Here is a 24,927-nt window from a genome sequence, read left to right on the forward strand (position 1 = left end):
TGTGAGGGGTGTTCACGGGCTTATTCCTGATCGTCTTCATACAAACGACGACGGCTCAGGGCACGCAAGCCACTCCACAGCAAAATAGCCGCGAGAATCACCACGACAACCGCCATCACCGCCAGTAAAACCGGATGTGTCGCCAGCGCATTCCAGACGCGCTCCCACCACGGCAGATGCCCCACGTAATAGGTATCGCCGACTTTGAGGCTGGTGGTACCGGAATCACGCACCACCGCCACCGAGCCGTAAACCAGCGCGCGCTGTTTGGTGTCCTGCAAAGAGTGATTGAGCATGTCAAAGCCCTGCTGACCATTCGCCATCAGGGCAACCACGCTGCGTTGTTCGAAATACGGCGACTGGAAACCGACAACCGCCGCCACAGGGCCCTGTGCGGTGATCTGCGCACTGGCATCGACGCGGGCATCGCTGGCCGGTGCGGCGTTATCCGGCAGCGGTGTCTGGCGGATTGGCGTGTTGATCGCATCCCGCGCCGCATTGATCAGCAGATTGGCTTTTTTATCATCGCGCATACTGTCATCACGTAAATCCGCCGGTAATTCACCCACCACCAGCAAATCGGCATCCGTTGATTTGGCTTTCGCGGCATCTTCGGTCAGGCTGACGCTCAGCGCCGGATAACCGGTCAGCGCGCCGATATTCCCCAGCGCATTGAGCAGCGTGGTCAGTTGCACCGGCTGCGGCTGCGGCTGAACCAGCAGCAGCGTCTGAGACAAATCCGCCATGCGGCTGAACGGGAAACCGGCATTGGCAAAGGCGCGTAAATCCGGCATCGCCATAAAGTGACGATAACCGGAGAAATCGATGGTGGAGCTGTCGTCGATCACCACGTGATTCGGCACCGTGGTATAGGTTTCGCAACGTCCTTCGGTGCCGCTCGCCAGCAGAGAGGTGTAATCAAAATCAAAGCGCATCTGGTTGACTGCGCCGAGTTTCAGCGCCGGAATGTTCAGGTCTTTGCTGCCATCGAGCAGCCCCTGCAACAGCGACAAATGCAGTAACTGCGAATCTTCATCGTGGCCGGTTTTCAGGGTCAGATCCTGCATAAACTGGTTATTCAGGCTGATGCTCAGCCGTGAGGTATTTTTCAGCTGCGGCGAGGTATAGCGGTATCTGAGACGCATATCGATACCCGAACTGTTGATCAAAAACAGATCCGGCGGCAGGTTGATGTTCAGGGTGATCGGGTTTGGCTGAATGCCGTCAGACTGCAACTGTTCGGCATATTGTTTCAGTTCACCAAAGTTCATCGGACGATCGGTGCGTACCCAGTTTGGCGCGTCATACGGCTGACGGGCCTGAACCTGCTCCACTTTATCCACGCCCACGGTCTGCCCGCGGAACAGAATATTGCCCTGAGCGATGCCTTTTACCGCCGTCAGCAGATCCTGATCGTCACGGCCCAGAATCAGCAGCATTTTAACGTACGGGTTATCCGCCCGGCTGGTCATCTGCACCACCGGTCCTTTTACCGGCGGCATCTCTTTGAGGAAATCAGGGCGTTTGTCGTTAGTGGCAAAGACCACCGCATGGCTGTCCGGCAGCTGGTTATACAGGGCCGGGAATGACTGGCCGCGCCACTGCGCTTTGGTACCAAACCAGGACGCCAGAATAGCCGCCGCCTGTTGTTGTGTGGCATCCGGCGAGGCGGCAAACACCATCGGCAAATCCAGCGGCCGGCTGTCGCGGGCATCAAAGAACGGCACCGGGAAATGCGCCAGATCGTTGCTCAGCGGCAGCTTCTGATATTGCAGGCTGAGCGAACTTCCCTTACCAAGCTCCAGCCACAGTGTGCTGTTAGCCGGGTTTTCACAGATATTCTGATAATGACCGATAAACTCCAGACGGATGCGGTTGAAGTCAGTCACATAGCGCGGGTCAATCACCATTTGCAGATGATTTTTCTTGCCGAGCTGGTCTTTATCGATGACTTCAACGCCCATCAGCTGATCGTTGAGATAAACCTTCAGATGCGACTGGACCGGAATGAGCGACGGCGACGGCGTGAATTCCAGATTCAGCGTCGCCTGCGTCACCACTTCGTCGCTGCGCACGCCGAACTCGATCTGGCCGTTGGGCTGGATGCCGCGCAAGGTTATCGCGCCCGGCGTCGGTGCCACATCGGCAAACGGCAGCGACAGGCTGCGCACCGGCGCGCCAGGGATGATCATCGGGTTGACCGCAGGCGCGACCATCGGCAGTGCCACCTGTGGCGGCGTCGCAGCCGTTTGCGGCAATACCGCCGCCGTGGCCTGCTCGCCATAGGCAGAGGCCGCAGAACCCAATGCCAGTGTCATCAATGCGGATGCCATCAAAGTCGTCAAAGGAAGTCTTTTCATTATTTTGTCATCATCAGGGTTGATTCATCAGGCTGAACGGACAGCGGCGGGTTACGCGGCGCAAACGAGAGCAACCAGCGGCCAAACGTCTGGGTTTTGGAGGCCAGTGGCCGGTAGCGCTGCGGGGCGATATCCAGCATTCGCATATATCCGCGGATCCCCAGCCCCAGCACTTCCCGCAGACTTTCCATCGGTTTGTCTTCCGGGAAGCTGTCTTCGCGTAATACCCAGCTGTCTGCCCGGGCAAAGGTACATTGAATAAAATCGATGTGTTGTTGTGTGGTTAACGGCAGAAGCTGCATCCCCATACTTTGGCCGAAGACACGGCTGACCTGCACCGGGAAGGCATACTCCTGCTGGCCGCGATGCAGAATTAACGTGACGTTGTCACCGGCATTGAAATAACGGGCGCTTTCCGTTTCCAGCCCGACGCCGTTGTCGGAGTAATCCTGTACGGTGCACACATACAGATGGCCGTCAGGGCGCAGCAGCGACGCCGGCATTTTGGCGTCTACGCGGTGCGCCTGACGCACCTGCTTGGATTCAAACGCCACGGCGATCGCCCCGCCGAGAATGATCATGTTGTAAATCACCCAAGCCATGCTCACCAGCACCGTCAGCAATTCATCCGCCTGACCATAAATCGCGCGATAAATACCAAAGAACAGCCCGGCCAGATTAAGCAACATCAGCACCTGATAAGGACGGCTGATTTTCCAGTCGACGTAAGCGTGTTTATTCAGCCCGCCTTTCGCAGTGACGTTAAAAGTGCCGGCGTGAGGATTAAATAACGCCACAGTCGTCGGCCTGGCGATGTACCAGGCCAGCACGGTTTCGTAAATCTCGTTCCAGAATGAGTGACGGTATTTGCCCTGCACGCGGGAGTTGGTCAGGCTGGCGTGGATCATGTGCGGCAGAACATACAGCGCGATGGCCAGCGCAGGCGCGTAAATGACATAGGCATGCATCAGCAGGAAAGCCAGCGGCGCAGTCAGGAAGATCAGGCGTGGTATACCGGCCAGAAAGTGCATCATCGCGTTGGCATAACACAACCGCTGCGCGAGTTTCAGGCCTTTACCGAACAGCGGATTATCCAGTCGGAATATCTGCACCATGCCGCGCGCCCAGCGGATACGCTGGCTGACGTGCGCCGCCAGACTTTCCGTCGCCAGCCCTGCGGCCTGCGGAATGCGGATATAGGCAGAACTGTAACCGTGGCGATGCATACGCAGCGAGGTGTGGGCATCTTCGGTGACGGTTTCAACCGCAATGCCGCCGATCTCATTGAGCACATCACGCCGCAACACCGCGCAGGAGCCACAGAAGAAACTGGCATCCCACAGGTCATTGCCGTCCTGCACCAGCCCGTAGAACAGTTCGCCTTCGTTAGGCGTGCGCCGCATACGTCCGAGGTTTCGTTCGAACGGATCCGGTGAAAAGAAGTGATGCGGCGTCTGCAACATGCTGAGTTTTTTATCTTTAAAGAACCAGCCGACGGTCAGTTGCAGGAAAGAACGGGTCGGAACGTGGTCGCAGTCAAAAATGGCCACCAGTTCGCCCTGCGCCTGCTTCAGCGCGTGATTGATATTCCCGGCTTTGGCATGTTCATGGGTTTCACGCGCGATGTACTTAATGCCAATCTCATGGGCGAAATCGGCGAACTCCGGCCGGTTGCCGTCGTCCAGCAAATAAATCGTCAGTTTGTCGCGCGGCCAGTCCAGCCCCAGCGCCGCATACAGCGTCGGTTTCACCACGCTGAGATCTTCGTTATAGGTGGGGATCATTAAATCAACCGTCGGCCAGACGCTGACATCCGCAGGCATGGGCACGGGCTTGCGGTTCAGCGGCCAGATGGTCTGCACATAACCCAGCACCAGCACCGTCCACGAATAGGTTTCGGCCAGCAGCAACAGCAATCCGCAGGTCAGGCTCAGCGGATCGTCCCAGTTCAGGGTCGAGGTATAGCGCCACCACAGGTAGCGACAGGAAATGGTCAGCGACAGCACAATCAGCATCAGCGCCGGGAAACGGCCAGGGATACGCCGGATGATCATCGCAATGCTCCACAGCAGCACCACGAAAACAAACTGCGCCGGGTAACCGAACGGCTGAGAAATGCAAAACATCGCCAGCGTCAGCGCCACCAGACCTGCCAGCAGTATCAACACCCGTTTTGCCACGCGGTTCATGGTGCTGACGCGGCGTACCACTCTGGCTTCCAGCGGATTTTGTTCCACCTTCACCGGCAGCGCTTCCAGCCAGCCGTAGAAGCGGTCGCGCAGCCGCTGCGGCCAGCGGGTGTAAGTGAAACGTTCGCGCAGGCCGTTGGAGGGAATGATGATCATCAGCCACAGGCTTTGCAGCAGGTAACGTAACGGGTCGGCCAGTTTCGGGCGATCGGCAGAAAGTTGCGGATACCAGCGGGCGCGTTGTCCGCTCACCCGTTGCCACGACGGCGATTCAAACCGTAAAAACAGCCAGCTCAGGGCGATGCAAAACACCATGGTCGCGGCGGCAACCGGTGACGCGTGATGATGGCGGTAGCGGCGATAGCGGCTCTGCAACACGGAGATCACCGGCGGGACCAGCAAAACGTTCAGCAGGCGGCTCATGCGCTGGCGCTCCGCCGATCGTCATGGCTGCGCAAATTCAGCAGGCACCAGCTTGCCAGGGTATTGAGTTCCCGGCTGATTTTACTGTCAGGGTCCCACTCGCCTACCGGCTGTTTGGCCGCCAGCGATTCGGCCATCGATTCGTCACGGTGCAAAACGGTCGGAACCAGCGACGCCAGCGTTTCCTGCCAAAGCAATAAAATGTCCTGCTGCAGCTGGCTGGAGGTCATGAACTGATTCACCAGATAACGGCCATTGGCCGGCAGCGCGTGCTGATGTAAACGCACGTGCGACTGCGTATCGGCGTGCAGCAACATCAGTGTGGCGTCGGCCACCGTCTGGGCAGGCAGAGGGTCCGCCGCCGGTGAGTCGATGAGGATCCAGTCATACACGCCGGTATTTTTCAGCTGACGAATCGCGCGCGGCCAGTCAAAAGGTAATGGCGAATCGCCACCAGGCCGGACATTGCCATAAGGCAGAAAATCGAGTCGGGGATGATAACGCAGGGCCGATGCCTGCCAGGCGGTCCCCGCCTGATGTGCAGCGCACCAGCCGCGGGACTGTTCAAACGGCATACCGAAATGCAGGCGCAACAAGTTATCCGGGGAGAAGTCGATCACCAGAACCTTTTCATTGAGCTGTGCAAGGGCCCAGGCCAGCGCAGCCGTCACGCAGGTGGTGCCCGTGCCGCCCCGAAAACCCTGTAACGCGATAACGGCCATGATTATTTTTTCTCCGCGTCAGGGGGCGACAGCTCGTCGAGTTTTGCCAGTTCGGCCAGCAGCGGCCAGCGCGACATCAGTTGCGGAATTTTTTCTTTGCGGCCGATATCGACATAATTTAATTCAGAGACAGAAAAATAGTGACTCAGTGCATGAAAATCGTTGTCTTTACTCGAATCGGATTCGTCTGAGTCTATAATATTGGCGCCCAATGGACCCCCTCCCTGCATTCAATCTCGCACTGACGCCACACCACGCAAAAATTGCCCTGCGGGGTTAGGCATTTTAGTATCAAAACATTATTGTGAAGATTTATGATTATTTAATGTAGCAATGATAGAATTTATTATACTCACATTTAGATTGTGTCCCTAGCAGACTTTTAATCGAACCCGAATACAAGCAGATATAACTCTATGGCACTCTCCTTTTCTTTAGGCATGTCGCAATTCTGGAATGGATTAGCGGAAATGCAAATTCGCGGTCTTTACTGGGTCAATGCAGACAGCCAGGAGGCCGCCTATCGGCTCTGCGGGCAGGTTATTGAGGCACAACATGACGTTGCGCCGGTCAGCGTGGTGTTTCCAGAGCACAATTTAATTTGCACGAATGAAGAAAACCGGCTAGAGGCTGACGATGTTATTTTAACCAGCCTGACAAAGCCGCGCAAACAGGTGGCTTATTATCAGCTCGGCAAAACAATGAAAGCCCTGCTGGCATTGCCGTCTGATATTCATCGTTTACCTAACTCAAATTCTGCATTATTGATTTTATTGATCCCCGCGACTTCGTGCCTGGCATTAAACGATAAACAGCTCACCCGTTGGGTACGCGAAATGAGTATAGCCTGCGATAATAAACGCAGCAGCTGTCTTATTATCTGCTATGGCAGCGGTATTAATACCGCTAAAACCCGTCTGCATTTATACCACCGGCAAATATGTGGCCTGGCCGAGATTAAAACGGACGTTCAGCCCAATCAGTGGGGGGTTTCCTGGTGGCATGACAATGTCATTTCACAAGCCAATACCCTCTACCCGCTGACCGTACGCGAAACCGGCTGGGAAATACAAAAAAACACGCCCACTCTGGTTGCCGGGCAAACCGGTGACGATCAGTGGATGTTGCTGGCAGAACGCAGCGTGCTGGAAGGCGCACCGCCGCTTTCTGAGCGCTGGTTCCTGTTCGATGATAATGCGACGTTAGCCGAAAGAGCGGCGCATGCCCGCGCGGCGACGGTGGTTTTTGCCCTCGGTGGTAATGATGAAGTGGAAGTGATCGCGCGCCAGATCCACCGTCTGCGGATGCAACGCGGCAACAGCCTGAAGATTGTCATTCGCGAAATGAATTCTTCGCTGCGGTATGTCGATCAGCGGCTGTTGCAGGCCTGCGGTGCCAATCTCGTGGTTCCTCACGCAGCACGGCTGTCCAATTTCCTCACCCTGCTCGATGATCTGCAAAACCTGAGTTTCACCCGCCACGTGCCGGAAGATATCGAGGTGCTGCTCGACAGCCGCTTGCCTACCCATCACAAAGGCTATCTGCCCTTACCGGCGTTCTGCACCGTGATGAAAGATATCTGGACGCACGCCTCACTGGCCACCGAATCACGCGGGATTTTGATCTCCCTGCGCCCGGCCAGTGGCATCAGCCCGCAGCAGGCGATGTCGCTGTGTTCCCTGCGTCGCGACGGCGACATTCTGACGGTGACAGAAAAACACCTGTATCTGTTCCTGTCTAACTGCCAGGTCAGTGATGTCGCAAGCGTGCTCGATTTCCTGTTTACTTTGCCGGTGAAAGAAGTGTTCACCAGCCAGACCTTTTGGAGCCAGGAACGGGATATTCAGACCGAGGTGCGTCGCCTCGCGGCCAAACCGCCAATGGCGCAACCGGTAGCGGGCGCGGAAGCCTTTGTGGCGCATAAAGTCGAACCCCTGAAACGCGCGCCTGTCCATCAGCCCGTCGCTGTCACGCTGGCCGTCAGTGATTCATCCGTCATCAAGACGCCGGAGTTATAAAATGTCTGTCAGCGATATCATTGAGATTTTTATATTAGCGGCGATCCTGTTTATCCCGCTCGGTTATGCCCTGCGCAGCCGTTTACCGCGCTGGAAAAACAGGCTGGCCACACGGTTCCTGCGGCCGCGCTATCTGACCCCCATCACCCTCAGCACGGTGAACAAACATCGCCAGCGCACAGCAAAAACTGATACTTCTCTCGCCACCGGGAAATCCAAATCGTCACTATGAAAGAATCACAACCTTCCGCACCCCGTCTGCGGGTCTGGCAATCCTGGCGCGGTCTTGGCGCATGGAACTACTACTTTCTGCTCAAATTTGTGCTGCTGGCCCAGGGCTACCTGAATTTTGATGCGCTGAGCAACCTGATTTTCGCCGCCGTACTCCTTTTCCCGCTGCCTTCGCTGCGGATGCACCGCTGGCGGCAGTGGGTGGCTTTGCCGTTTGGTCTGGCGTTGCTGTATCACGACACCTGGCTGCCGGGCTGGCGTTCCATTGTCAGTCAGGGCGCAGATGTCACCGGATTCAGCATGGGTTATCTGCTGGAGCTGGCCGACCGCTTTATTAACTGGCAGTGGATTGGCGTGGGTTTTGCGCTGCTGGTGGGCTATCTGTTCATCTCGCAGTGGATCCGTCTGACGACCTTTACGGTGGCGGCATTACTGTGGGTAAACCTCAGCTTCCTGGTCACGCCGTTGTTCACGCCCGCCGCAGTCACGGCGGCGGTGGATAAACCGGTCGCCGCGCAACCGGCAGCCTCTTCCACCACGACGAATACGGTCAGTGGCCCGCCGACGGATGCCAATCTCAGCGCCTATTTAGAGCAGTTCTACCAGAATGAAAGCCGCCGCAATGTCCGCTTCCCGGATGCCCTGCCGGCCGATGCTCAGCCCTTTGATCTGCTGGTGATCAACATTTGTTCACTGGCATGGGCAGATCTGGATGCAGTCAACCTGTCCAGCTCACCGCTGTGGTCACGCTTTGATTACGTGTTCAGCCGTTTCAACTCCGCCACGGCTTACAGCGGCCCGGCGTCTATCCGTCTGTTGCGCGCCAGCTGCGGTCAGTCGTCGCACCATAATCTGTATCAGGCTGCCGGGCAGCAATGTTACCTGTTCGACGATCTGGCGCGTCTGGGCTTCACGTCCCAGCTGGCGATGGATCACACCGGCGAGTTTGGTAATTACATCGGCAACCTGCGCGACGACGCAGACATGAAATCGCCACTGATGTCGCAGGCCGGTCTGGGGCATGAACTGACCTCTTTCGACGGCTCACCGATTTTCAACGACGGGCAGTTGTTCTCCCGCTGGCTGGAGAATCAGCAAAAAGCCGGAACCGCGCGCACCGCGACCTTCTTTAACCTGATCCCGTTGCACGACGGCAACCGTTATGTGGGCAGCAATAAAAGCGCCGACTACCGCAGCCGCGCCCAGACGCTGCTCAGTCAGCTGAATACCTTTATGGATCAGCTTGATAAATCAGGCCGCAAAGTGATGCTGGTGGTGGTGCCGGAACATGGCGCCGCGCTGGTCGGTGACAAAATGCAGATTTCCGGTCTGCGCGATATTCCAAGCCCTGGCATCACGCACATTCCGGTGGGTGTGAAATTCTTCGGCATGCAGGCACCGCACGGGTCAGCACCGATAAAAATCGATACGCCAAGCAGCTATCTTGCGATTGCCGACATGGTGTCCCGCGCCGTTGACGGCAAGGTCTTTACCACACCGTCAATGGACTGGAAAACCTTCAGCGCCAACCTGCCGCAGACGCCGCTGGTGTCTGAAAATGAAAACGCCGTGGTCATGGAATATCAGGGAAAAATCTATATCCGCCTGAACGGCGGCGGATGGGTACCCTATCCGAGTTGATTGCCTGTTAATCCTCCTTACGTCCTCCCTCTTCGCCGGGGGAGGAGCAAACCCCGCTCCCCCACAAAAACGCAAAACAGTGATATTATTCACACATTCAACACATTACCCCTGGATATTTCCATGTCTGCTCCTCCGGATTTACTTCGCCTGAACGATGTCGCGTTCACCCTCAATGACACCCCGCTTCTTGAGCCTGTTTCGCTGACCCTCAATCCCGGTGAATTCACCCTGCTGACCGGGCCGTCGGGCAGCGGTAAAAGCACATTGCTGAAAATCATAGCGTCGCTGTTAAACCCGACCGGCGGCAGCATTTACTTCAAAGGTGAAGACATCAGCCGGATAAAACCGGAGGTGTATCGCCAGCGGGTGTCATATTGCTTTCAGACGCCGTCACTGTTCGGTGAAACCGTGCTCGACAATCTCGCGCTGCCGTACCAGATAAGACAAAAAAAGGTGGACGAGGCACTGCTTCGCGCCTGGCTTAAACGCGTGCACCTGTCTGAAGATATGCTGACCAAAAATATTCAGGAACTCTCGGGGGGCGAAAAACAGCGGGTCGCCCTGCTGCGTAACCTGCAATTTCTGCCGGATGTGTTGTTGCTTGATGAAATCACCAGTGCGCTGGATGAAGACAACAAAGAAAACATCAACTCGATCATTGCCAGCCTGACAGAACAGAAACAGCTCGCCGTGCTGTGGGTCAGTCACGATCAGAATGAGATCCGCCACGCCAAAAACGTCATAACCCTGTCACACACTTCGCCTGAGAACGCCGTCAATGAATCAGCATAATATTACTAACGAATCTCTGGCCCTGGCGCTGGTTCTGGTGGTGGTCGCCCTGCTTATCAGCAGTAAAGAAAAACTGGGGCTGGAAAAGGACATCATCTGGAGCGTGGCCCGCGCCATCGTGCAACTGGTGATCGTCGGCTATGTGCTGAAATACATTTTCGATCTCAACAATGGCTGGCTGACGGTGCTGATGGTGTTGTTTATCTGCGTGAATGCGGCGCTGAATGCCAGAAAACGCAGCCGCAACATTGATAACGGGTTCGTGATCTCGTTTGTTGCGATCACCGCGGGCACCACGCTGACGCTGACGATTTTGATCCTGACCGGATCCATTGAATTTTTGCCCATGCAGGTCATTCCGATTTCCGGCATGGTGGCGGGGAATGCGATGGTGGCGGTGGGATTGTGTTACAGCAATCTGAATCAGCGGTTTCTCGACAATCAGCAAAAAATTCTTGAGATGCTGAGCCTTGGCGCGTCGACCAAAATTGCGTCCGGGAGGATAATTCGCGACAGCATCCGTGCGGCGATGATCCCGACCGTGGATGCGGCGAAAACGGTGGGTATTGTCAGTTTGCCGGGCATGATGTCCGGGCTGATCTTTGCCGGTATCGACCCGGTAAAAGCCATCAAATATCAGATTATGGTGACATTTATGTTACTGGGCACCGCCAGCTTATCGACCATTATTGCGGGGTACCTGGCCTGTCAGCGTTTCTACAACGATCGCGCTCAGCTGCGCCGCCTTAAGTCCTCATGATGGCCTGTTGCGCCCGCGTCCGGCGGGCGCTGTCTGCCGGTGTTGCGTGCTATAAATCGGACAACACCTGCCGCAGATTCACTTCTGTGCTGGCGGCATCATCAAGGTCTAAAACGCCTTCGAGATCGTCCAGGTGTTCCAGCATGATGTCTGCCGCCTGAGCCGTGTCTCCCGCTTCCAGCGCATTAATGATCGCTTCATGTTCATCGCACTGGCAGGAAGGCACTTCATTGCGCTGGTACAACGCGACAATCAGAGAGCTGCGCACCATCAGATTCGACAGGATTTCGCTCAGCACCTTATTGCCACAAATCTCGCCGAGGATCAGATGAAACTCACTCAGCTCGCGCACAATGGCGCGGCGATCTTCTGATGCCGTGGCATCGCGTTCGTTGCGCATGTGACTGCTGATCCGCTGACGATGTGAACGCAGGATGTCCGGCGTAATGCTTTCCACAATCGCCCGCTCGATAGCCCGGCGGGCAATGAACACTTCCCGCGCTTCCCGTGCGGTGGGTTGAGCAACCATCGCCCCGCGGTTGGGTTCAATCGTCACAATGCGTTGCATCGCCAGACGCTGAAGCGCGACCTGTACGTGATTACGATTGGCGTTGAGGGCTTCAACCAGCTGCGACTCCACCAGACGCGTGCCCGGCCTCAGCCGTTGCTGCCCGATGGCTCTGGATAGGATTTCGGTGATTCGCTGAACTTCCAGCTGTTTCGCTGTTGTAGTGTGAGTGCTCATGGAATGGGATATTGCCTCTTGTGCCTGTCTTTCTATTTGCGCCGTCTATGCGCGTAAATTAGCACTCTTCCTGAACGATTTCAGTCGTAAATCATGCACTACCTTGTAACAAAACAACACACCTGAGGCATTGCTCTTAACATACAAATGCGCTCAGCACTGCTTTCCCGCGATCAAAAAAGCAGTGCTGGCGTAGCGGTTTACTGTGTCACAGCGTCTCTGACCGGCGTATCACCGCCGCGAAGTTCCCACTGTTTGCCAACGGACGAGGGTGCATTCAGCACCGCCACGACCACCAGCGCCACATCTTCGCGGCTGACGTCGCCCCTTCCGGCATGCTCGTTGAGCGTCACCAGGCCGGTTGCCGGATCATCCGTCAACGGCCCCGGACGAAGAATGGTCCAGTCCAGCCCGCTTTTGCGCAGTTCGATATCGGCATCACGTTTGGCCTCGACATACGCTTTCCAGACCGGATCGGTATCGGGTTTCAGCGGTTTATCCACATCCACCGCCGAAATCTGAACATAGCGGCGAATGCCTGAAAGCTGTGCGGCTTGCGCCAGCAACACCGAGCCTGCGTAATCGACCGTGCGTTTACGCTCCGCCGTCGAACCGCCACCGGCACCGGCGGCAAACACCACGGCATCTGCACCCTTAAGCGCCGTCGCCAGCGCCTGCGCTGTAGTATTTTCGATATCCAGCAGAACGCCTTTGGCGCCCAGCGCATCCATTTGCGCAAGCTGTTCGGTTTTACGCACAATCCCGATGGCTTCAAGGCCCTGCGCACGCAAATGTTTGATGATCAGTTTGCCTATCTGACCGTGTGCTCCCACGATTGCAACTTGAGTCATTACGCCTCCTGACGTTTTCATTTCAATTCCCTTTAACTGTAGCACATCAAATTTCACGGTTTATTAGCGCCCAGAGCCGCAGGCTTTGCGTCGATCAGACTGGTTTTCCAGCCCTCACCGATTTTTTGCGAGACATCGCGAACGAAAACGCTCTCCTCATTCACAACCTGAAAAACCTGTTCAGAATGGCCGTTCGTCAGCGTACGAAACGGCGGAACCCGGCAAAAATGTGAACCCGGTTCCTGTTAAAAAAAGAATCATAAATGATTACTTTTCAATTAAAGGGAGAGTCATCATACTTCACCGCAAGGAAAGCGATTGTGTACGACGTAACCCTGTTACCCGGCGCTAAGAAAACACTCCTTAAATTGCCTATGACGCTCTATGCCGCAGTCGTTGATGCACTGGAAGACCTGGAAAACTATGGCGCTGACCTGCAAGAACCTTTAGTCAGATATGTTGGAAATGGATTACGAGAGATTCGGGTTACCAGCCGGGATGGCCTGGGCAGAGCGTTTTACTTTTTTATGAAGGGGCGGCGTATTTATGTCGTCCATATCCTGCATAAGAAAACGGATAAGACGCCTCCCAACGATTTAGCGCTGGCGATAAAACGCATGAAAACTGTCAAAAGGAATGAACCATGATTGACGATGATGATGACTATGAACTGATCCCCTTTAGCGTTGTGAAAGCGGAAGCGATGAAAAATCCCGAGTTTGTCGCCGCGTACGCCGCTCACAAAATGCATAAAAAGATGGTGGCAGATCTTAAGGCCATGCGAATTGCCCAATCGCTGACGCAGGAAGATATTGCAAAACGTACCGGCATCAAAAAGCAAAATATCAGCCGCTTTGAAAACGGTGCTGCTTGCCCCACACTGAATACCGTCAGCCGTTATGCCGTCGCGCTCGGCGGTACCTTTGAATTTAAAAAACTCAGCTGACCGCCTGATTGTGCGCGCCATACGCAGCGATAAACTCCCCGGCAATTGCCACGGCAATTTCTGCCGGGAGTTTGCCGCGCACATCCGGTAAACCGACCGGGCAGCGCATTCGCGCCAGCTGTTTATCCGAAATTCCTTTCCCCGATAACCGGTAATCGAAGCGTTTACGCTTGGTGTCGGAGCCTATCAGCCCGAAATAACGGAAATCTCCCCGCTTCAGGATGCGTTCGCTCAGGGCGAAATCCAGCTGGTGATCGTGCGTCAGCACCATGAAATAGCTGCCAGCGGGCATTTGTGCCACTGTCCCTTCCGGTTCTTCATCCACGACGCAGGTGATGTGCGGATCCACCTGCGCAGGAAACTCACTGGCGCGCGCATCGACCCAGGTAATACGGCAAGGCAACGTGCTGAGGATATTCACCAGCGCCCGCCCGACGTGCCCCGCGCCGTAAACCACCACATGCGGCTGCGGTTGCCCGAGCGGTTCGAGCAACACCGACGCCATACCGCCACAACATTGCCCCAGCCGCGCCCCTAACGAAAAACGTTCAAAGCGGCTGGTTTGTGCGCCCTGCTGCAACATCTCGCGGGCAATCGCCGTGACCTGAAACTCAAGGTTACCGCCGCCCAGCGTATAAAATTGCTGCCCGGCGGTGATCAGCATTTTGCTGCCCGCATCGCGCGGCGTGGAGCCCTGATTTTCCACCAGCGTCGCCACCACGCAGGGTTCCCCGCGGTGTTTCAGTTCCTGTAAACGGGTGATCCAGTCATCTGTACGCATGAAAACCTCCGTTAGCCGGTGACGCGGGCGGTGGCCGGCTCAGGATAAGTGACAACGTCACCATGAAACATCAGCTGATTGACCGCATTCAGCACTCTTTCCGGCGTGGCGGGTGCATCCAGATGCGGATGTACGCGGTAATCCGCCAGGTTGGCGACGGCATCTTTGATCGCACACCAGACTGAAATCCCGAGCATAAACGGCGGTTCGCCCACGGCTTTAGAATGGAAAACCGTGTCTTCCGGATTTTTGCGGTTCTCCACCAGTTTTACGCGCAGATCCTGCGGAATGTCGCCAATGGCCGGAATTTTGTAGGCTGCCGGGCCGCTGGTCATTAACCGCCCCTGGTCGTTCCACACCAGTTCCTCCGTGGTCAGCCAGCCCATGCCCTGCACGAAGCCGCCTTCTACCTGACCGATATCAATGGCCGGATTCAGCGAATCACCGACGTCGTGAAGAATGTCCGCACGCAGCAATTTGTATTCCCCGGTCAGGGTATCGACCAGCACTTCCGCGCAGGCCGCGCCATAGGAGAAGTAATAGAACGGGTGCCCGGCCGCTTTGCTGCGGTCGTAGAAAATCTTCGGCGTTTTGTAGTAGCCGGTGCTGGAGAGCGGCACCTGATTCAGCCAGCACTGGGTGGCGACCTGCTCAAAACTGAAATACAGATCTTTCACCCGCACCTGACCGTTACTGAAGGTAATGTCCGTTTCCTGCGCATCATGAAGGCGCATCAGCATTTCAGTCATGCGACCTTTGATGATCTCCGCGGCGTTTTGCGCGGCTTTACCGTTCAGGTCTGCGCCGGAGGACGCCGCCGTCGGCGAGGTATTCGGCACTTTACCGGTATCGGTGGCGGTGATCTGAATCCGGCTGATATCCACCTGAAACACTTCAGCCACCACCTGCGCGACTTTGGTGTTCAGCCCTTGTCCCATTTCGGTGCCGCCGTGGTTGAGCTGAATGCTGCCGTCGGTATACACCAGCACCAGCGCGCCAGCCTGGTTAAGAAAACTGGCGGTGAACGAAATACCGAATTTTACCGGCGTCAGCGCCAGCCCCTTTTTCAGATAGCGGTTATTGCGGTTAAATTGTGTGACAACGTCACGCCTTGCCGTGTATTCCGCGCTCTCTTCCAGCTGTTGGGTCATCTCCTGCAGCAGATTTTGCCCGACCGGCTGGTGGTAATGCGTCACGTTGCGGCTGTCGTGACCGTAATAGTTATTTTTGCGCACGGTCAGCGGGTCCATCCCCAGCTCGCGTGCAATGTGATCGACGATGTGTTCAATCGCCACGATGCCCTGCGGGCCGCCAAATCCGCGATACGCGGTATTCGACGCCATATTGGTTTTACAGCGGTAACCGGTGATCAGCGCATCGCCGAGGTAATAGGCGTTATCAGAATGGAACATGGCGCGGTCTACGATAGAGCCGGAGAGATCCAGCGAATAACCACAGTTGGCTGCCAGTTTGATGTCGATACCGTGGATCACGCCGTCATCGGTAAACCCGACGTCATAACTGACGTGGAACGGATGCCGTTTACCGGTGATCAGCATGTCGTCCTGACGCGCCAGACGCATTTTCGCCGGACGTCCGGTCAGATGCGCGGCCAGTGCCGCCAGACACGCCGTCCCCGCTGCCTGCGTCTCTTTGCCGCCGAAACCGCCGCCCATGCGGCGCATATCGACCACCACTTTGTGCATCGGCAAATCCAGCACCGAGGCCACCAGTTTCTGTACTTCGGTCGGATGCTGTGTCGAGCTGTACACCAGCATCGCGCCGTCTTCGCCGGGCATCACTGAAGCAATCTGCGTCTCAAGATAAAAATGCTCCTGCCCGCCAATTTCCAGCTCACCCTGCAAACGGTGCGGCGCACAGGCCAGCGCCATTTCCGCGTCACCGCGCTTATGCTGATGCGGCTCTTCCACGTAATGTTCCAGCGCCAGCGCCTGTTTCACGGTCAGAACGGCGTCACGCGGCTGATATTCCACTTTCGCCAGCGCCACGGCGGCACGGGCGGCCTCCATGGATGTTGCCGCCACCACCAGCACAATCTGACCGACATACTGCACGGTGCCCTGCGCCATCAGCGGATCGCCAACGGTGAGTGGCGCGATATCCGGGTTGCCGGGCACATCTTCTGCGGTCATCACCCGCACCACGCCCGGCACGGTATAACAAGGTTCAGTATCGATATGCAGAATATCGGCGTGCGCATGCGGGCTGAGCAGCGGCACCAGGTGCAGCTGACCGGGGAACTCCAGCCGGTCATCGACATACACCGCTTCGCCGCTGACGTGTTTATCCGCACTTTCGTGTTTCTGGCTTTTGCCGACGCCGCTCTGTAAACCGGCGCGAAACTGCGCTTCCATCTCCGCCTGAGACAGTGAAGGTTTGGATTCAGACATAGTGAGTTACCCGCATCAGTGTTTCAGGAGAAGTCATTTCGATATGGCAGCGGCGCAGCAGATTTTTCGCCACCTGCATGCGGTATTCGCGGCTGGCGCGGAAATCACTGATCGGGGTGAAATCCTGCGTCAGCGCCTGACAGGCACGCTCGACGGTGGCCGTCTGCCACGGCTGGCCGAGCAACTGCGCTTCGCAGCAGGTGGCCCGTTTCGCCACTTCCGCCATCCCGCCGAACGCCACGCGGGCATGGACCACCACGCCGTTTTGCACTTCGATATGCAAAGCAGCACAGACGGCGGAAATGTCATCCTCAAGCCTTTTCGACACTTTATAAACCCGCAACTGACGCGCCGCCGAGGTGTTGCGCGGGATGCGGATTTGTTCGATAAATTCACCGGGCTGTAACGCCGTTTTGCGATACCCGAGGAAGAACTGATCGAGCGGTAATTCGCGTTGTTCAGCGCCACGCCGCAGCAATAAAGATGCGCCCAGCGCCAGCAGCACCGGCCCGCCGTCACCGATCGGCGACGCGTTAGCGATGTTGCCGCCAAAGGTGCCCTGATTGCGGATTTGCTGTGAGGCAAAACGCTCAAGCAGCTCGCCAAATTCCGGGTATTCATCGTCTAAAACCGGCATACATTCGCTCAGCGGTGCCGCTGCGCCAATATGAATAGCCTGACCGGTCAGCGTAATGGTTTTGAGTTCGGGGATATGGCTCAGTGAAATCAGCTTCGGCAGGCGCTGATAGCGTTGTGTCACTTCCAGCGCCAGATCGGTGCCGCCCGCCACCAGACGGGAATCCGGCTCAGCAAGGTAGCGTTGCGCCAGTTGATCAAGGCTCACCGGCTGTTCAGTGGCGGACATTGCGGCGAGTTTTGCCAGCGTTTGCAGGGCATCAGCATCAAACTGATCCGGCTCGGGGGCGTCACAAATGGCCTTCGCGGCATCCATGATCGGCCGGTAACCGGTGCAGCGGCACAGGTTGCCGGAAAGCGTTTCCTGCACGCCTTCCACCGTGTAAGCGGGCTTATTTTTCTCCATCGCAAACAGCGACATCACAAAACCCGGCGTGCAAAACCCGCATTGCGAGGCGTGATTGTCCACCATCGCCTGCTGAACGTGATGCAGTTTGCCGCGATGCTTTAAATCTTCCACGGTGATCAGCTGTTTGCCATGCACGGCGGGCATGAACGTCAGGCAGGCGTTGACGGTGCGGTACTGCAACTGGTCACCCTGTTTTTCCGCCAGCACCACGGTGCAGGCACCGCAGTCACCGGAGGCGCAACCTTCTTTCGTGCCGCAACGTCCGGCGTCACGGCGCAGATACTGTAAAACGGTGGTATCGGCGGGCAGATTTTCCGTGTGGATCCTGCCGTTCATCAGAAATTGGATCATACGGCACCTCCTTTTTTACAGCCGTTTAAAATCAGTGTCGTGACTTCATCGATGATGTGTTCGCGCGCCTGCTCATCGCCCTCGAAATTGCCGTACATGTGTTTCACCTGCACCGCGAAATCGGCGTAATACTGCGTCACCGCCCAGATATGCATGATGAACAGACGGGCATCCAGTGCGCGGATTTTGCCCTGCACAATCCACTGCTGGATCAGGTTCTCTTTGCCAGCAATGTTCAGCGTCGCCTGTGGCCAGTATTTCTGTAAATAGTGACCGCCGCCGAGCACCTCGCTGGTGAAGATGCGTGAGAGTTCCGGCTGATCGAACGAGAAGTTGAGTTTGTTGCGGATATAGCGGCTGAGCACGTCTTCCGGCTCGCTGACAGACGGGTCAAACTGAATGATGTCGCCCCAGACTTTCAGCACTTTCTGCAAGAGTTCTTCGTAAAGCTCCTCTTTCCCCGCGATGTAATAGTGCAGCTGGGCTTTTTTGATCCCCGCGCGCTGAGCGATGGCCTGGGTGGTCGCGCCCTGAAAGCCTTTTTCACTGAATTCCGCAATCGCCGCCGCGTGGATATTCTCCAGGGTACGTTCACGTGCAATGCGGACTTTACCGCCGGTGTCATTGTTCATCATGCTGAACGCTCCCCCTGCAAAGCATCTCGCGCATAGACCTGTTCGCCATCCACATAGGTGCTGTACACATTGCGGTCATCGCCCAGCGTCATCAGCACAAACAGCTTTTCGGCCAGCGTTTTGCTGTTGCCGGCGCGCAGTTTTTGCAGCGCACTGACGCCCGGCTCGAGCACCACGAAATCCGCCTCTTTACCGGCGTTAAAATTGCCAATTTTGTCGTCGAGATGCAGCGCCCGCGCGCCGCCCAACGTGGCGTGATAAAAGGCTTCGAAAGCGGACAGACGGTAGCGCTGAAGCTGCCCGACTTTATAGGCTTCCGACAAGGTTTCCAGCATGTTGAACGTGGTACCGGCACCCACATCGGTACCCATGCCGACGCGCACCTGCTTCTGCCAGGATTTCTGCAAATTAAACAGGCCGCTGCCGAGAAACAGGTTGGAGGTCGGGCAAAAGGCGATGGTCGAATCGGTGTCGTGCAGGCAATCCCATTCGCTGTCATCCAGATGCAGACAGTGCGCAAACACGCAGCGTTCGCCGGTCAGGCCGTACTGATGATAAACGTCGAGATAATGCTGATGTTCGGGGTGCATTTCTTTCACCCACGACAGCTCCGCGACGTTTTCGCTCAGATGGGTATGCATGTAAACGTCGGGGAACTCCTGCCTGAGCAGCCGCACCTTCTGCAACAGTTCCGGCGAGGATGTCGGTGCAAAACGCGGCGTCAGCGCATAACTCAGGCGCTGACGGTTGTGCCAGCGCGCAATCAGCGCGCGCGTATCGCGTTCACTTTGTTCCGGCGTTTCCAGCAGGGCGTCAGGGGCGTTTTTGTCCATCATCACTTTGCCCGCCACCAGCCGCATATTGATATCTGCCGCTTCTTTAAACAGCGCATCGACGGATTGCGGATGTACGGTGCCGAACACCAGCGCCGTGGTGGTGCCGTTGAGTAACAACTGATCGAGGAAGAATTTCGACATGCGCTTCGAATAGTCGGCGCAGTGATATTGCTGTTCAGTCGGGAAGGTATAACGGGTCAGCCACTCGAGCAGTTGCTCGCCGTAGGCGCCGATCATTTCGGTTTGCGGATAGTGAATATGCGTATCGACAAAGCCCGGCACGATCAGCTTGTCGCGGTAATCATCGATGTCCAGACCGGCGGTTTTTTGCGCCTGCGCCAGCCTGCCCTCGCCTTCCTGCCAGCTGCCCAGCCAGACAATATGCCCGCCGCTGAGCAACATCAGGCCGTCTTCGATATAACGCACCTGCGCTTCAACATCTTCCGGCGTTAAAACCGGTTCGCGGATATCAAAGAAATTGCCGCGTACCGCGCGGGTGATGATCTGACTCATGGCATAGTCCTTCTCTGCAACATTCACGTTCACGTTTGATAACAGAACATTTGCAAAGCTTATGCCAAATCTGACCAACCGGTCAGACCGTCCGGATGTTTTTTACTTCTGACAGCAACGCTACTTCAGCAGCACTTCATATTGCGGGTTAAATTCGTCGAAGATCGGCAGCGCCGCCGCACCGAGTGCAGGGGTGTCGCTGCCGGACATGCCGAGGCGTATGCGCGCACTCTGCGCATAGCGGCTGCGCACCGAATTATACAGCGGCGTCAGGCGCTTAATCAGCTTCTCCACCAGCGGTTTCGGCATGGTGCCGCCGATGATCACGCACTGCGCATCGAACACACATTCCATAATATTGATGGCCTGCAACGCCGGTTCCACCGCCGTATCCAGCCACTGGTCGAAGCGTTTTTCATCCACGCTCAGCAGATCTTCCGGCATCGCCGAGGCCGGATCCAGGCCGCAGGCTTCGTACGCGGCCTGCAAAGAAAGGTAACGTTCGAGGCAGCCTTTATTGCCGCAATAGCATTCGCGCCCGCCCGGTTGCACCACAATGTGGCCGACTTCGCCCGCATTGTGTGCATGGCCGGTATAAATTCGCCCGTCAGTAAAGATGCCTGCGCCCAGACCGGTGCCGATATACAGATACACAAATGAGGTTAATTGCTTGGCGACGCCGTGAAAACGTTCGCCAATAGCCGCCACCGTCGCATCGTTTTCCAGCGTCACCGGCCAGCCGGTCGCGGCGCTTAAACGGGCTTCAATATCAACGTTATCCCAGCCGTGCAGCGTGGTGGGCCCCTGCGAGGAAATCCCTTCCACGCCAAACGGCCCCGGCATCACCACGCCGACGCCCAGAATTTTTCGCCAGTCAATTTTCACCTGTTGGCGCATTTCTTGCAGAACCTGATCGATAAGAGCCAGCGTGGGCTCTGGCTGCGGTTTCTGCACATGGAGCAGTTTGCGAAAGCGAACGGTTCCGGTCAGATCCACCAGCACAATCAGCAGCGACTGATGATCAAGATGGATGCCGATGGAATAGGCGCTGTCAGGATTGAGTGTCAGTGGCGTTGCTGGTTGACCACGGCCTCCCGCACGGCGCGGCAGGTGGGAGGACAAAATGCCCGCCTGCTCGAGTTCGGTGGCAATGTTGGAGACGGTTTGCGGCGTGAGCGACGTCAGCCGGGCAATTTCGGCACGGGTCAGTTCACCGTTAAGGCGAATGGCTTCGATCACCACCCGACGATTGTGAGCACGGGCGTGCTCAAGATTGGTGCCAGAAGTTGTTATCACATCCCTCTCCGCGGTGAAGACCTTGCGGGCAGTATGTGGCGAGTGATTACAGCAATCAAATTGATTTTATAAATAACAGAGTATGAATATGACGGTGGCATCACAGCTTTGAATGTTATTGCCATGTTAATAATAATCGTCAGTCACTATTCACTTTACGCTGTTTTGATATTCGCCTTAAAACCCGGTAGCACATTCCGGCAGGGACGCAGGGACTGGCAGAGTTATGCCTTCCCATTTTTTTTAGCCGATTAAAGCAATCAAATTGATTTAATAAACTTAACCCTGTTTCGGAGAATGACGATGAGCCTACGATTTACCCCTGCGGCCACCCTGTGCGCCCTCTCTGCCCTGACTCTTGGATATTCTGTCAATGCGCTGGCCCAAACCACGCTCAGCGCCCTGTTTATGACACAGGCGGCGTACAGCGAAGCGGATATCCGCGCCATGGCCGCTGATTTCACTAAGCAGCATCCGGATATCAAAGTGAATCTGGAATTCGTACCGTATGAAGCGCTGCACGACAAAATCGTCGCCGCGCGCGGTGCCGGTGACAAAGGTTATGACGTGGTGTTATTCGATGCGATCTGGCCCGCCGAATTTAACAAATACGGCCTGTTGCAGGACGTGACGGCGCGTATTCCGGCAGAGGAAAGCAACAAGATTTTTGACGGTGCCATTTCCACCGTGACCTATAAAGACAAACGCTGGGGCATGCCGTGGATCCTCGACACCAAATATCTGTATTACAACAAAGCCATGCTGGCAAAGGCCGGGATCACCACGCCGCCCGCCACCTGGGCTGACGTTGAGAAACAGTCTGCGATCCTGAAAGAAAAAGGCATCGTCAAATATCCGCTGGTCTGGAGCTGGTCGCAGTCCGAAGCATTACTGTGCGATTACACCACCCTGGTTTCCGCGTTCAAAGGCGATTTCTACAAAGACGGCAAACTTAACTTCACTAATTCCGGCGCCATGAAAGCCATCAGTTACATGAAAGAGACACTGGATAAAGGGCTGACCAACCCGAACTCCCGCGAGTATCTGGAAGAGGACGTGCGTAAATCCTTCTCCAACGGCGATGCGGCTTTCGCGCTGAACTGGACCTACATGTACAACATGGCCAACGATCCGAAACAGAGCAAAGTGGCGGGTGACGTCGGTGTGATCCCGGCACCGGGTGAAACCGCAGGCGGCGCGTCCGGCGTTAACGGCTCGATGGGGCTGGGCATTGCCAAAGCCAGTGCGCATCCGGATCAGGCGTGGGAATTCATCAGCTACATGACCTCGCAGCCGGTGCAGAACAAATACGCCAAACTGAGCCTGCCAATCTGGAAATCCTCTTATGACGATCCGGCAGTGCAAAAAGATCAGGAGCAACTGATTGCGGCGGCGAAAACCTCGCTGAACGTGATGCTGTCGCGCCCGGTCACGGCGGATTACTCCCGTTTATCCAATATCTTGCAGCAAAATATTCAGGCGGTATTGCAGGGCAAAACCCCGGCACAGGACGGTATGGAAGCCGCAACCCAAGCCGCTGATCGTTTACGTTAATTTCGCGACCAACACCAAAAATACCCGCCATAGCCTGACTATGGCGGGACGGGAAAACTGAATGCTGACATTACCGCAACGTGAGAAACGTCAGGCCTGGTTGCTGCTCGCGCCCATGCTTTTGATGATGTTCTTACTCACCGCCTGGCCGCTTGTCCGTACGTTGTGGCTGAGTTTTACCGATGCCGGTCTGATTGGCGACGGCTCTGCGCCCAACTGGGTGGGCAGCGAGAACTTTTTGTATGCGCTGACCGACCCTGATTTTCGCGCCGCACTCTGGCGCACGCTGTATTTCACCGTGGTGTCGGTGGTGATTGAAGGCATCATCGGCGTACTGGTGGCGCTGTTGCTGAACCAGCCATTTTGGGGACGCAGCGCCCTGCGCGTGCTGGTGATTTTGCCCTGGGCACTGCCGACCATCGTCAACGCCACCCTGTGGCGGCTGAATTTCAATCCGGATTACGGCAGCATCAACGCCCTGCTTTCCCAGCTCGGGCTGATTGATACCTACCGCAGCTGGCTGGGCGATCCCTCTTCGGCGATCAATGCGGTGATGTTTGCGGATATCTGGAAAAACTACCCGCTGATCACCCTGCTGGTGCTGGCGGCGTTACAGACCATTCCGGAAGATTTGTTCGAAGCCGCACGGCTCGACGGCGCATCGGCTTTCCGCCGTTTTCGCAAAATCACTTTACCAGCGATTGCCGCACCGCTGGCCGTGGCGCTGATCCTGCGCACCATTGATGCCTTTAAAGTCTTCGACATCATTTATGTCATGACCCGGGGCGGCCCGCTCGACAGCACCAAAACCGTCAGCTTCTTTGTCTATCAGGAATCGTTCAGTTATCTGCGCGCTGGCAGCGGTGCCGCCTACGCGATACTGATGACCTTAATCTGCGCCCTGCTGATCACGATTTACATGGTGATGTTGCTGCGCCAGCGCCGTTCAGGGAGCACAGAATGAAACAGAAAATCCGGCTCGTTTTACGCTATTTCGCCGCACTGGTGCTGGCCGTGTCGATTCTTGCCCCCCTGCTGTGGATGTTCCTGATGAGCGTCAGCTCGGCGGAAGATCTGACCCGCATTCCGCTGGAATGGCTGCCGCGCCACTGGGATTTCAGCCGTTATGCCAGCCTGCTGACCTTACAGGCCGGCACGCCGGGCGCGCTGTTCCTGCATGCGCTCGGTAACAGTTTGCTGGTGGCCTGCGGAGCCACACTGGTTTCGCTGCTGCTGGCGATCCCGGCCGCTTACAGCTTCTCACGCTATCCGGGCCGTGACGGCTGGCTGTTCGGCAGCCTGGCAATTTACATGGTGCCACCGGTGGCGTTCGTTCTGCCGCTGTACTTCATCCTGCAACAGCTGACGCTGCTCAATACCCACCTCGGGCTGATTCTGGTGTATTGCTCGATGATCCTGCCGTTCCTGACCTGGATGCTGAAAAACCAGTTCGACGCGCTGCCGGTGGATATCGAACAGGCTTCCCGCCTCGACGGGCTGCGCTACTGGCAGGTTTTGCTGCGCATCACCCTGCCGCTGGCAAAACCGGCGCTCGGCGCGTCAGCCATGTTTGGCTGGCTGCTGGCCTGGGATGAATTTTTCTACGCCCTGCTGTTTACCAACAATATCGACGCCCAGACGCTGCCGGTCACCATTGCCGGGTTCACCGCCGGGCGCGCCACCGATGACGGGCTGATCGCCGCCGTTGGCATTCTTGCGGCCATTCCGCCGCTCTTTATTGCGCTTTGGCTGCAAAAAACCATGGTCAGCGGGTTAACCGCCGGCGGCAGCAAAGGCTGATTATGAACACCAGGGAATTCTCAT

22 protein-coding genes are annotated in these 24,927 nt (G+C 56.4%); 10 read left to right on the top strand and 12 right to left on the bottom strand.

Annotation, left to right across the window (positions count from 1 at the left end; translation table 11 throughout):
• Positions 1 to 20: 20 nt before the first annotated feature.
• The 4 genes from bcsB to bcsR are packed head-to-tail and all read right to left on the bottom strand — an operon-like array spanning position 21 to position 5,906.
• Positions 21 to 2,360: a cellulose biosynthesis cyclic di-GMP-binding regulatory protein BcsB gene (gene bcsB / locus J1779_RS09120; protein ID WP_217203607.1), complete on the bottom strand. Its 2,340-nt coding sequence runs from the start codon at positions 2,358 to 2,360 to the stop codon at positions 21 to 23.
• Positions 2,360 to 4,972 carry a UDP-forming cellulose synthase catalytic subunit gene (gene bcsA, locus J1779_RS09125; RefSeq protein ID WP_217203608.1) on the bottom strand — a complete coding sequence of 871 codons (2,613 nt, stop codon included), beginning with the start codon at positions 4,970 to 4,972 and terminating at the stop codon, positions 2,360 to 2,362. Before bcsA ends, bcsB begins: the two co-directional genes overlap by 1 nt.
• Positions 4,969 to 5,694, bottom strand: coding sequence for a cellulose biosynthesis protein BcsQ (gene bcsQ, locus J1779_RS09130; protein WP_217203609.1), 726 nt, complete (start codon positions 5,692 to 5,694; stop codon positions 4,969 to 4,971). The genes bcsA and bcsQ overlap by 4 nt, the downstream gene beginning before the upstream one ends.
• Positions 5,695 to 5,696: 2 nt before the next feature.
• A complete protein-coding gene (bcsR, locus tag J1779_RS09135; RefSeq protein ID WP_056770546.1) occupies positions 5,697 to 5,906 on the bottom strand; it encodes a cellulose biosynthesis protein BcsR in 210 nt (69 codons plus the stop codon).
• A gap of 204 nt (positions 5,907 to 6,110) precedes the next feature.
• Between bcsR and bcsE the strand changes: the two genes are divergently transcribed.
• From bcsE to fetB, 5 genes are all read left to right on the top strand, one after another.
• On the top strand, positions 6,111 to 7,712 hold the full coding sequence (gene bcsE, locus J1779_RS09140) for a cellulose biosynthesis protein BcsE (protein WP_217203610.1): 1,602 nt from the start codon (positions 6,111 to 6,113) through the stop codon (positions 7,710 to 7,712).
• A gap of 1 nt (position 7,713) precedes the next feature.
• Positions 7,714 to 7,944 carry a cellulose biosynthesis protein BcsF gene (gene bcsF / locus J1779_RS09145; protein WP_122095278.1) on the top strand — a complete coding sequence of 77 codons (231 nt, stop codon included), beginning with the start codon at positions 7,714 to 7,716 and terminating at the stop codon, positions 7,942 to 7,944.
• On the top strand, positions 7,941 to 9,584 hold the full coding sequence (gene bcsG / locus J1779_RS09150; RefSeq protein WP_217203611.1) for a cellulose biosynthesis protein BcsG: 1,644 nt from the start codon (positions 7,941 to 7,943) through the stop codon (positions 9,582 to 9,584). The genes bcsF and bcsG overlap by 4 nt, the downstream gene beginning before the upstream one ends.
• 123 nt (positions 9,585 to 9,707) lie before the next feature.
• Entirely contained in the window at positions 9,708 to 10,379 is a 672-nt protein-coding gene (gene fetA / locus J1779_RS09155) for an iron efflux ABC transporter ATP-binding subunit FetA (protein ID WP_122095276.1), read from the top strand.
• The gene (gene fetB, locus J1779_RS09160) at positions 10,366 to 11,139 is read left to right on the top strand and encodes an iron efflux ABC transporter permease subunit FetB (protein ID WP_122095275.1); all 774 of its coding nucleotides are present in this window, start codon (positions 10,366 to 10,368) and stop codon (positions 11,137 to 11,139) included. The genes fetA and fetB overlap by 14 nt, the downstream gene beginning before the upstream one ends.
• 49 nt (positions 11,140 to 11,188) lie before the next feature.
• Here the strand turns inward: fetB and J1779_RS09165 are convergent, their stop codons facing one another.
• Positions 11,189 to 11,884 carry a GntR family transcriptional regulator gene (locus tag J1779_RS09165; protein WP_056770529.1) on the bottom strand — a complete coding sequence of 232 codons (696 nt, stop codon included), beginning with the start codon at positions 11,882 to 11,884 and terminating at the stop codon, positions 11,189 to 11,191.
• Between the two features lie 200 nt (positions 11,885 to 12,084).
• The gene (locus J1779_RS09170; protein WP_217203612.1) at positions 12,085 to 12,735 is read right to left on the bottom strand and encodes an NAD(P)H-binding protein; all 651 of its coding nucleotides are present in this window, start codon (positions 12,733 to 12,735) and stop codon (positions 12,085 to 12,087) included.
• A gap of 320 nt (positions 12,736 to 13,055) precedes the next feature.
• Here J1779_RS09170 and J1779_RS09175 point away from each other — a divergent pair, with 320 nt between their 5' ends.
• Both J1779_RS09175 and J1779_RS09180 read left to right on the top strand, forming a co-directional pair.
• A complete protein-coding gene (locus tag J1779_RS09175; RefSeq protein WP_338019855.1) occupies positions 13,056 to 13,382 on the top strand; it encodes a type II toxin-antitoxin system RelE/ParE family toxin in 327 nt (108 codons plus the stop codon).
• The gene (locus J1779_RS09180; RefSeq protein WP_238485113.1) at positions 13,379 to 13,681 is read left to right on the top strand and encodes a helix-turn-helix domain-containing protein; all 303 of its coding nucleotides are present in this window, start codon (positions 13,379 to 13,381) and stop codon (positions 13,679 to 13,681) included. The genes J1779_RS09175 and J1779_RS09180 overlap by 4 nt, the downstream gene beginning before the upstream one ends.
• On the opposite strand, the gene xdhC is transcribed toward J1779_RS09180, so the two are convergent.
• The 6 genes from xdhC to J1779_RS09210 form a co-directional block, all read right to left on the bottom strand.
• A complete protein-coding gene (gene xdhC / locus J1779_RS09185; protein WP_217203614.1) occupies positions 13,674 to 14,462 on the bottom strand; it encodes a xanthine dehydrogenase accessory protein XdhC in 789 nt (262 codons plus the stop codon). The genes J1779_RS09180 and xdhC overlap by 8 nt on opposite strands.
• A gap of 11 nt (positions 14,463 to 14,473) precedes the next feature.
• Positions 14,474 to 16,873, bottom strand: coding sequence for a xanthine dehydrogenase molybdopterin binding subunit (xdhB, locus tag J1779_RS09190; RefSeq protein ID WP_217203615.1), 2,400 nt, complete (start codon positions 16,871 to 16,873; stop codon positions 14,474 to 14,476).
• A complete protein-coding gene (xdhA, locus tag J1779_RS09195; protein ID WP_217203616.1) occupies positions 16,866 to 18,269 on the bottom strand; it encodes a xanthine dehydrogenase small subunit in 1,404 nt (467 codons plus the stop codon). Before xdhA ends, xdhB begins: the two co-directional genes overlap by 8 nt.
• Positions 18,266 to 18,904, bottom strand: coding sequence for a TetR family transcriptional regulator C-terminal domain-containing protein (locus tag J1779_RS09200; RefSeq protein ID WP_217203617.1), 639 nt, complete (start codon positions 18,902 to 18,904; stop codon positions 18,266 to 18,268). Before J1779_RS09200 ends, xdhA begins: the two co-directional genes overlap by 4 nt.
• Entirely contained in the window at positions 18,901 to 20,253 is a 1,353-nt protein-coding gene (guaD, locus tag J1779_RS09205) for a guanine deaminase (RefSeq protein WP_217203618.1), read from the bottom strand. Before guaD ends, J1779_RS09200 begins: the two co-directional genes overlap by 4 nt.
• Positions 20,254 to 20,373: 120 nt before the next feature.
• Positions 20,374 to 21,546, bottom strand: a complete 1,173-nt coding sequence (locus J1779_RS09210; RefSeq protein WP_205965082.1) for an ROK family transcriptional regulator — start codon at positions 21,544 to 21,546, stop codon at positions 20,374 to 20,376.
• Between the two features lie 306 nt (positions 21,547 to 21,852).
• On the opposite strand from J1779_RS09210, the gene J1779_RS09215 reads away from it, so the two are divergent.
• From J1779_RS09215 to J1779_RS09225, 3 genes are all read left to right on the top strand, one after another.
• On the top strand, positions 21,853 to 23,103 hold the full coding sequence (locus tag J1779_RS09215; RefSeq protein WP_122095267.1) for an extracellular solute-binding protein: 1,251 nt from the start codon (positions 21,853 to 21,855) through the stop codon (positions 23,101 to 23,103).
• Positions 23,104 to 23,164: 61 nt separating this feature from the next.
• A complete protein-coding gene (locus J1779_RS09220; protein WP_056770501.1) occupies positions 23,165 to 24,067 on the top strand; it encodes a carbohydrate ABC transporter permease in 903 nt (300 codons plus the stop codon).
• Positions 24,064 to 24,903: a carbohydrate ABC transporter permease gene (locus J1779_RS09225; RefSeq protein WP_122095266.1), complete on the top strand. Its 840-nt coding sequence runs from the start codon at positions 24,064 to 24,066 to the stop codon at positions 24,901 to 24,903. Before J1779_RS09220 ends, J1779_RS09225 begins: the two co-directional genes overlap by 4 nt.
• The last annotated feature ends 24 nt before the right edge of the window (positions 24,904 to 24,927 follow it).

It is taken from the genome of Rahnella rivi, from assembly GCF_019049655.1.
Classification (GTDB): domain Bacteria; phylum Pseudomonadota; class Gammaproteobacteria; order Enterobacterales; family Enterobacteriaceae; genus Rahnella; species Rahnella rivi.

Excerpts from the sequence above, each read along its gene's own strand:
- J1779_RS09170 (WP_217203612.1), bottom strand. The coding sequence starts at position 12,735 with ATGACTCAAGTTGCAATCGTGGGAGCACACGGTCAGATAGGCAAACTG.
- bcsA (WP_217203608.1), bottom strand. The coding sequence starts at position 4,972 with ATGAGCCGCCTGCTGAACGTTTTGCTGGTCCCGCCGGTGATCTCCGTG.
- bcsE (WP_217203610.1), top strand. The coding sequence starts at position 6,111 with ATGGCACTCTCCTTTTCTTTAGGCATGTCGCAATTCTGGAATGGATTA.
- fetA (WP_122095276.1), top strand. The coding sequence starts at position 9,708 with ATGTCTGCTCCTCCGGATTTACTTCGCCTGAACGATGTCGCGTTCACC.
- J1779_RS09180 (WP_238485113.1), top strand. The coding sequence starts at position 13,379 with ATGATTGACGATGATGATGACTATGAACTGATCCCCTTTAGCGTTGTG.
- bcsF (WP_122095278.1), top strand. The coding sequence starts at position 7,714 with ATGTCTGTCAGCGATATCATTGAGATTTTTATATTAGCGGCGATCCTG.
- bcsQ (WP_217203609.1), bottom strand. The coding sequence starts at position 5,694 with ATGGCCGTTATCGCGTTACAGGGTTTTCGGGGCGGCACGGGCACCACC.
- J1779_RS09165 (WP_056770529.1), bottom strand. The coding sequence starts at position 11,884 with ATGAGCACTCACACTACAACAGCGAAACAGCTGGAAGTTCAGCGAATC.
- J1779_RS09225 (WP_122095266.1), top strand. The coding sequence starts at position 24,064 with ATGAAACAGAAAATCCGGCTCGTTTTACGCTATTTCGCCGCACTGGTG.
- fetB (WP_122095275.1), top strand. The coding sequence starts at position 10,366 with ATGAATCAGCATAATATTACTAACGAATCTCTGGCCCTGGCGCTGGTT.
- J1779_RS09220 (WP_056770501.1), top strand. The coding sequence starts at position 23,165 with ATGCTGACATTACCGCAACGTGAGAAACGTCAGGCCTGGTTGCTGCTC.
- J1779_RS09200 (WP_217203617.1), bottom strand. The coding sequence starts at position 18,904 with ATGATGAACAATGACACCGGCGGTAAAGTCCGCATTGCACGTGAACGT.
- guaD (WP_217203618.1), bottom strand. The coding sequence starts at position 20,253 with ATGAGTCAGATCATCACCCGCGCGGTACGCGGCAATTTCTTTGATATC.
- xdhB (WP_217203615.1), bottom strand. The coding sequence starts at position 16,873 with ATGTCTGAATCCAAACCTTCACTGTCTCAGGCGGAGATGGAAGCGCAG.
- xdhC (WP_217203614.1), bottom strand. The coding sequence starts at position 14,462 with ATGCGTACAGATGACTGGATCACCCGTTTACAGGAACTGAAACACCGC.
- bcsB (WP_217203607.1), bottom strand. The coding sequence starts at position 2,360 with ATGAAAAGACTTCCTTTGACGACTTTGATGGCATCCGCATTGATGACA.
- bcsG (WP_217203611.1), top strand. The coding sequence starts at position 7,941 with ATGAAAGAATCACAACCTTCCGCACCCCGTCTGCGGGTCTGGCAATCC.
- J1779_RS09215 (WP_122095267.1), top strand. The coding sequence starts at position 21,853 with ATGAGCCTACGATTTACCCCTGCGGCCACCCTGTGCGCCCTCTCTGCC.
- xdhA (WP_217203616.1), bottom strand. The coding sequence starts at position 18,269 with ATGATCCAATTTCTGATGAACGGCAGGATCCACACGGAAAATCTGCCC.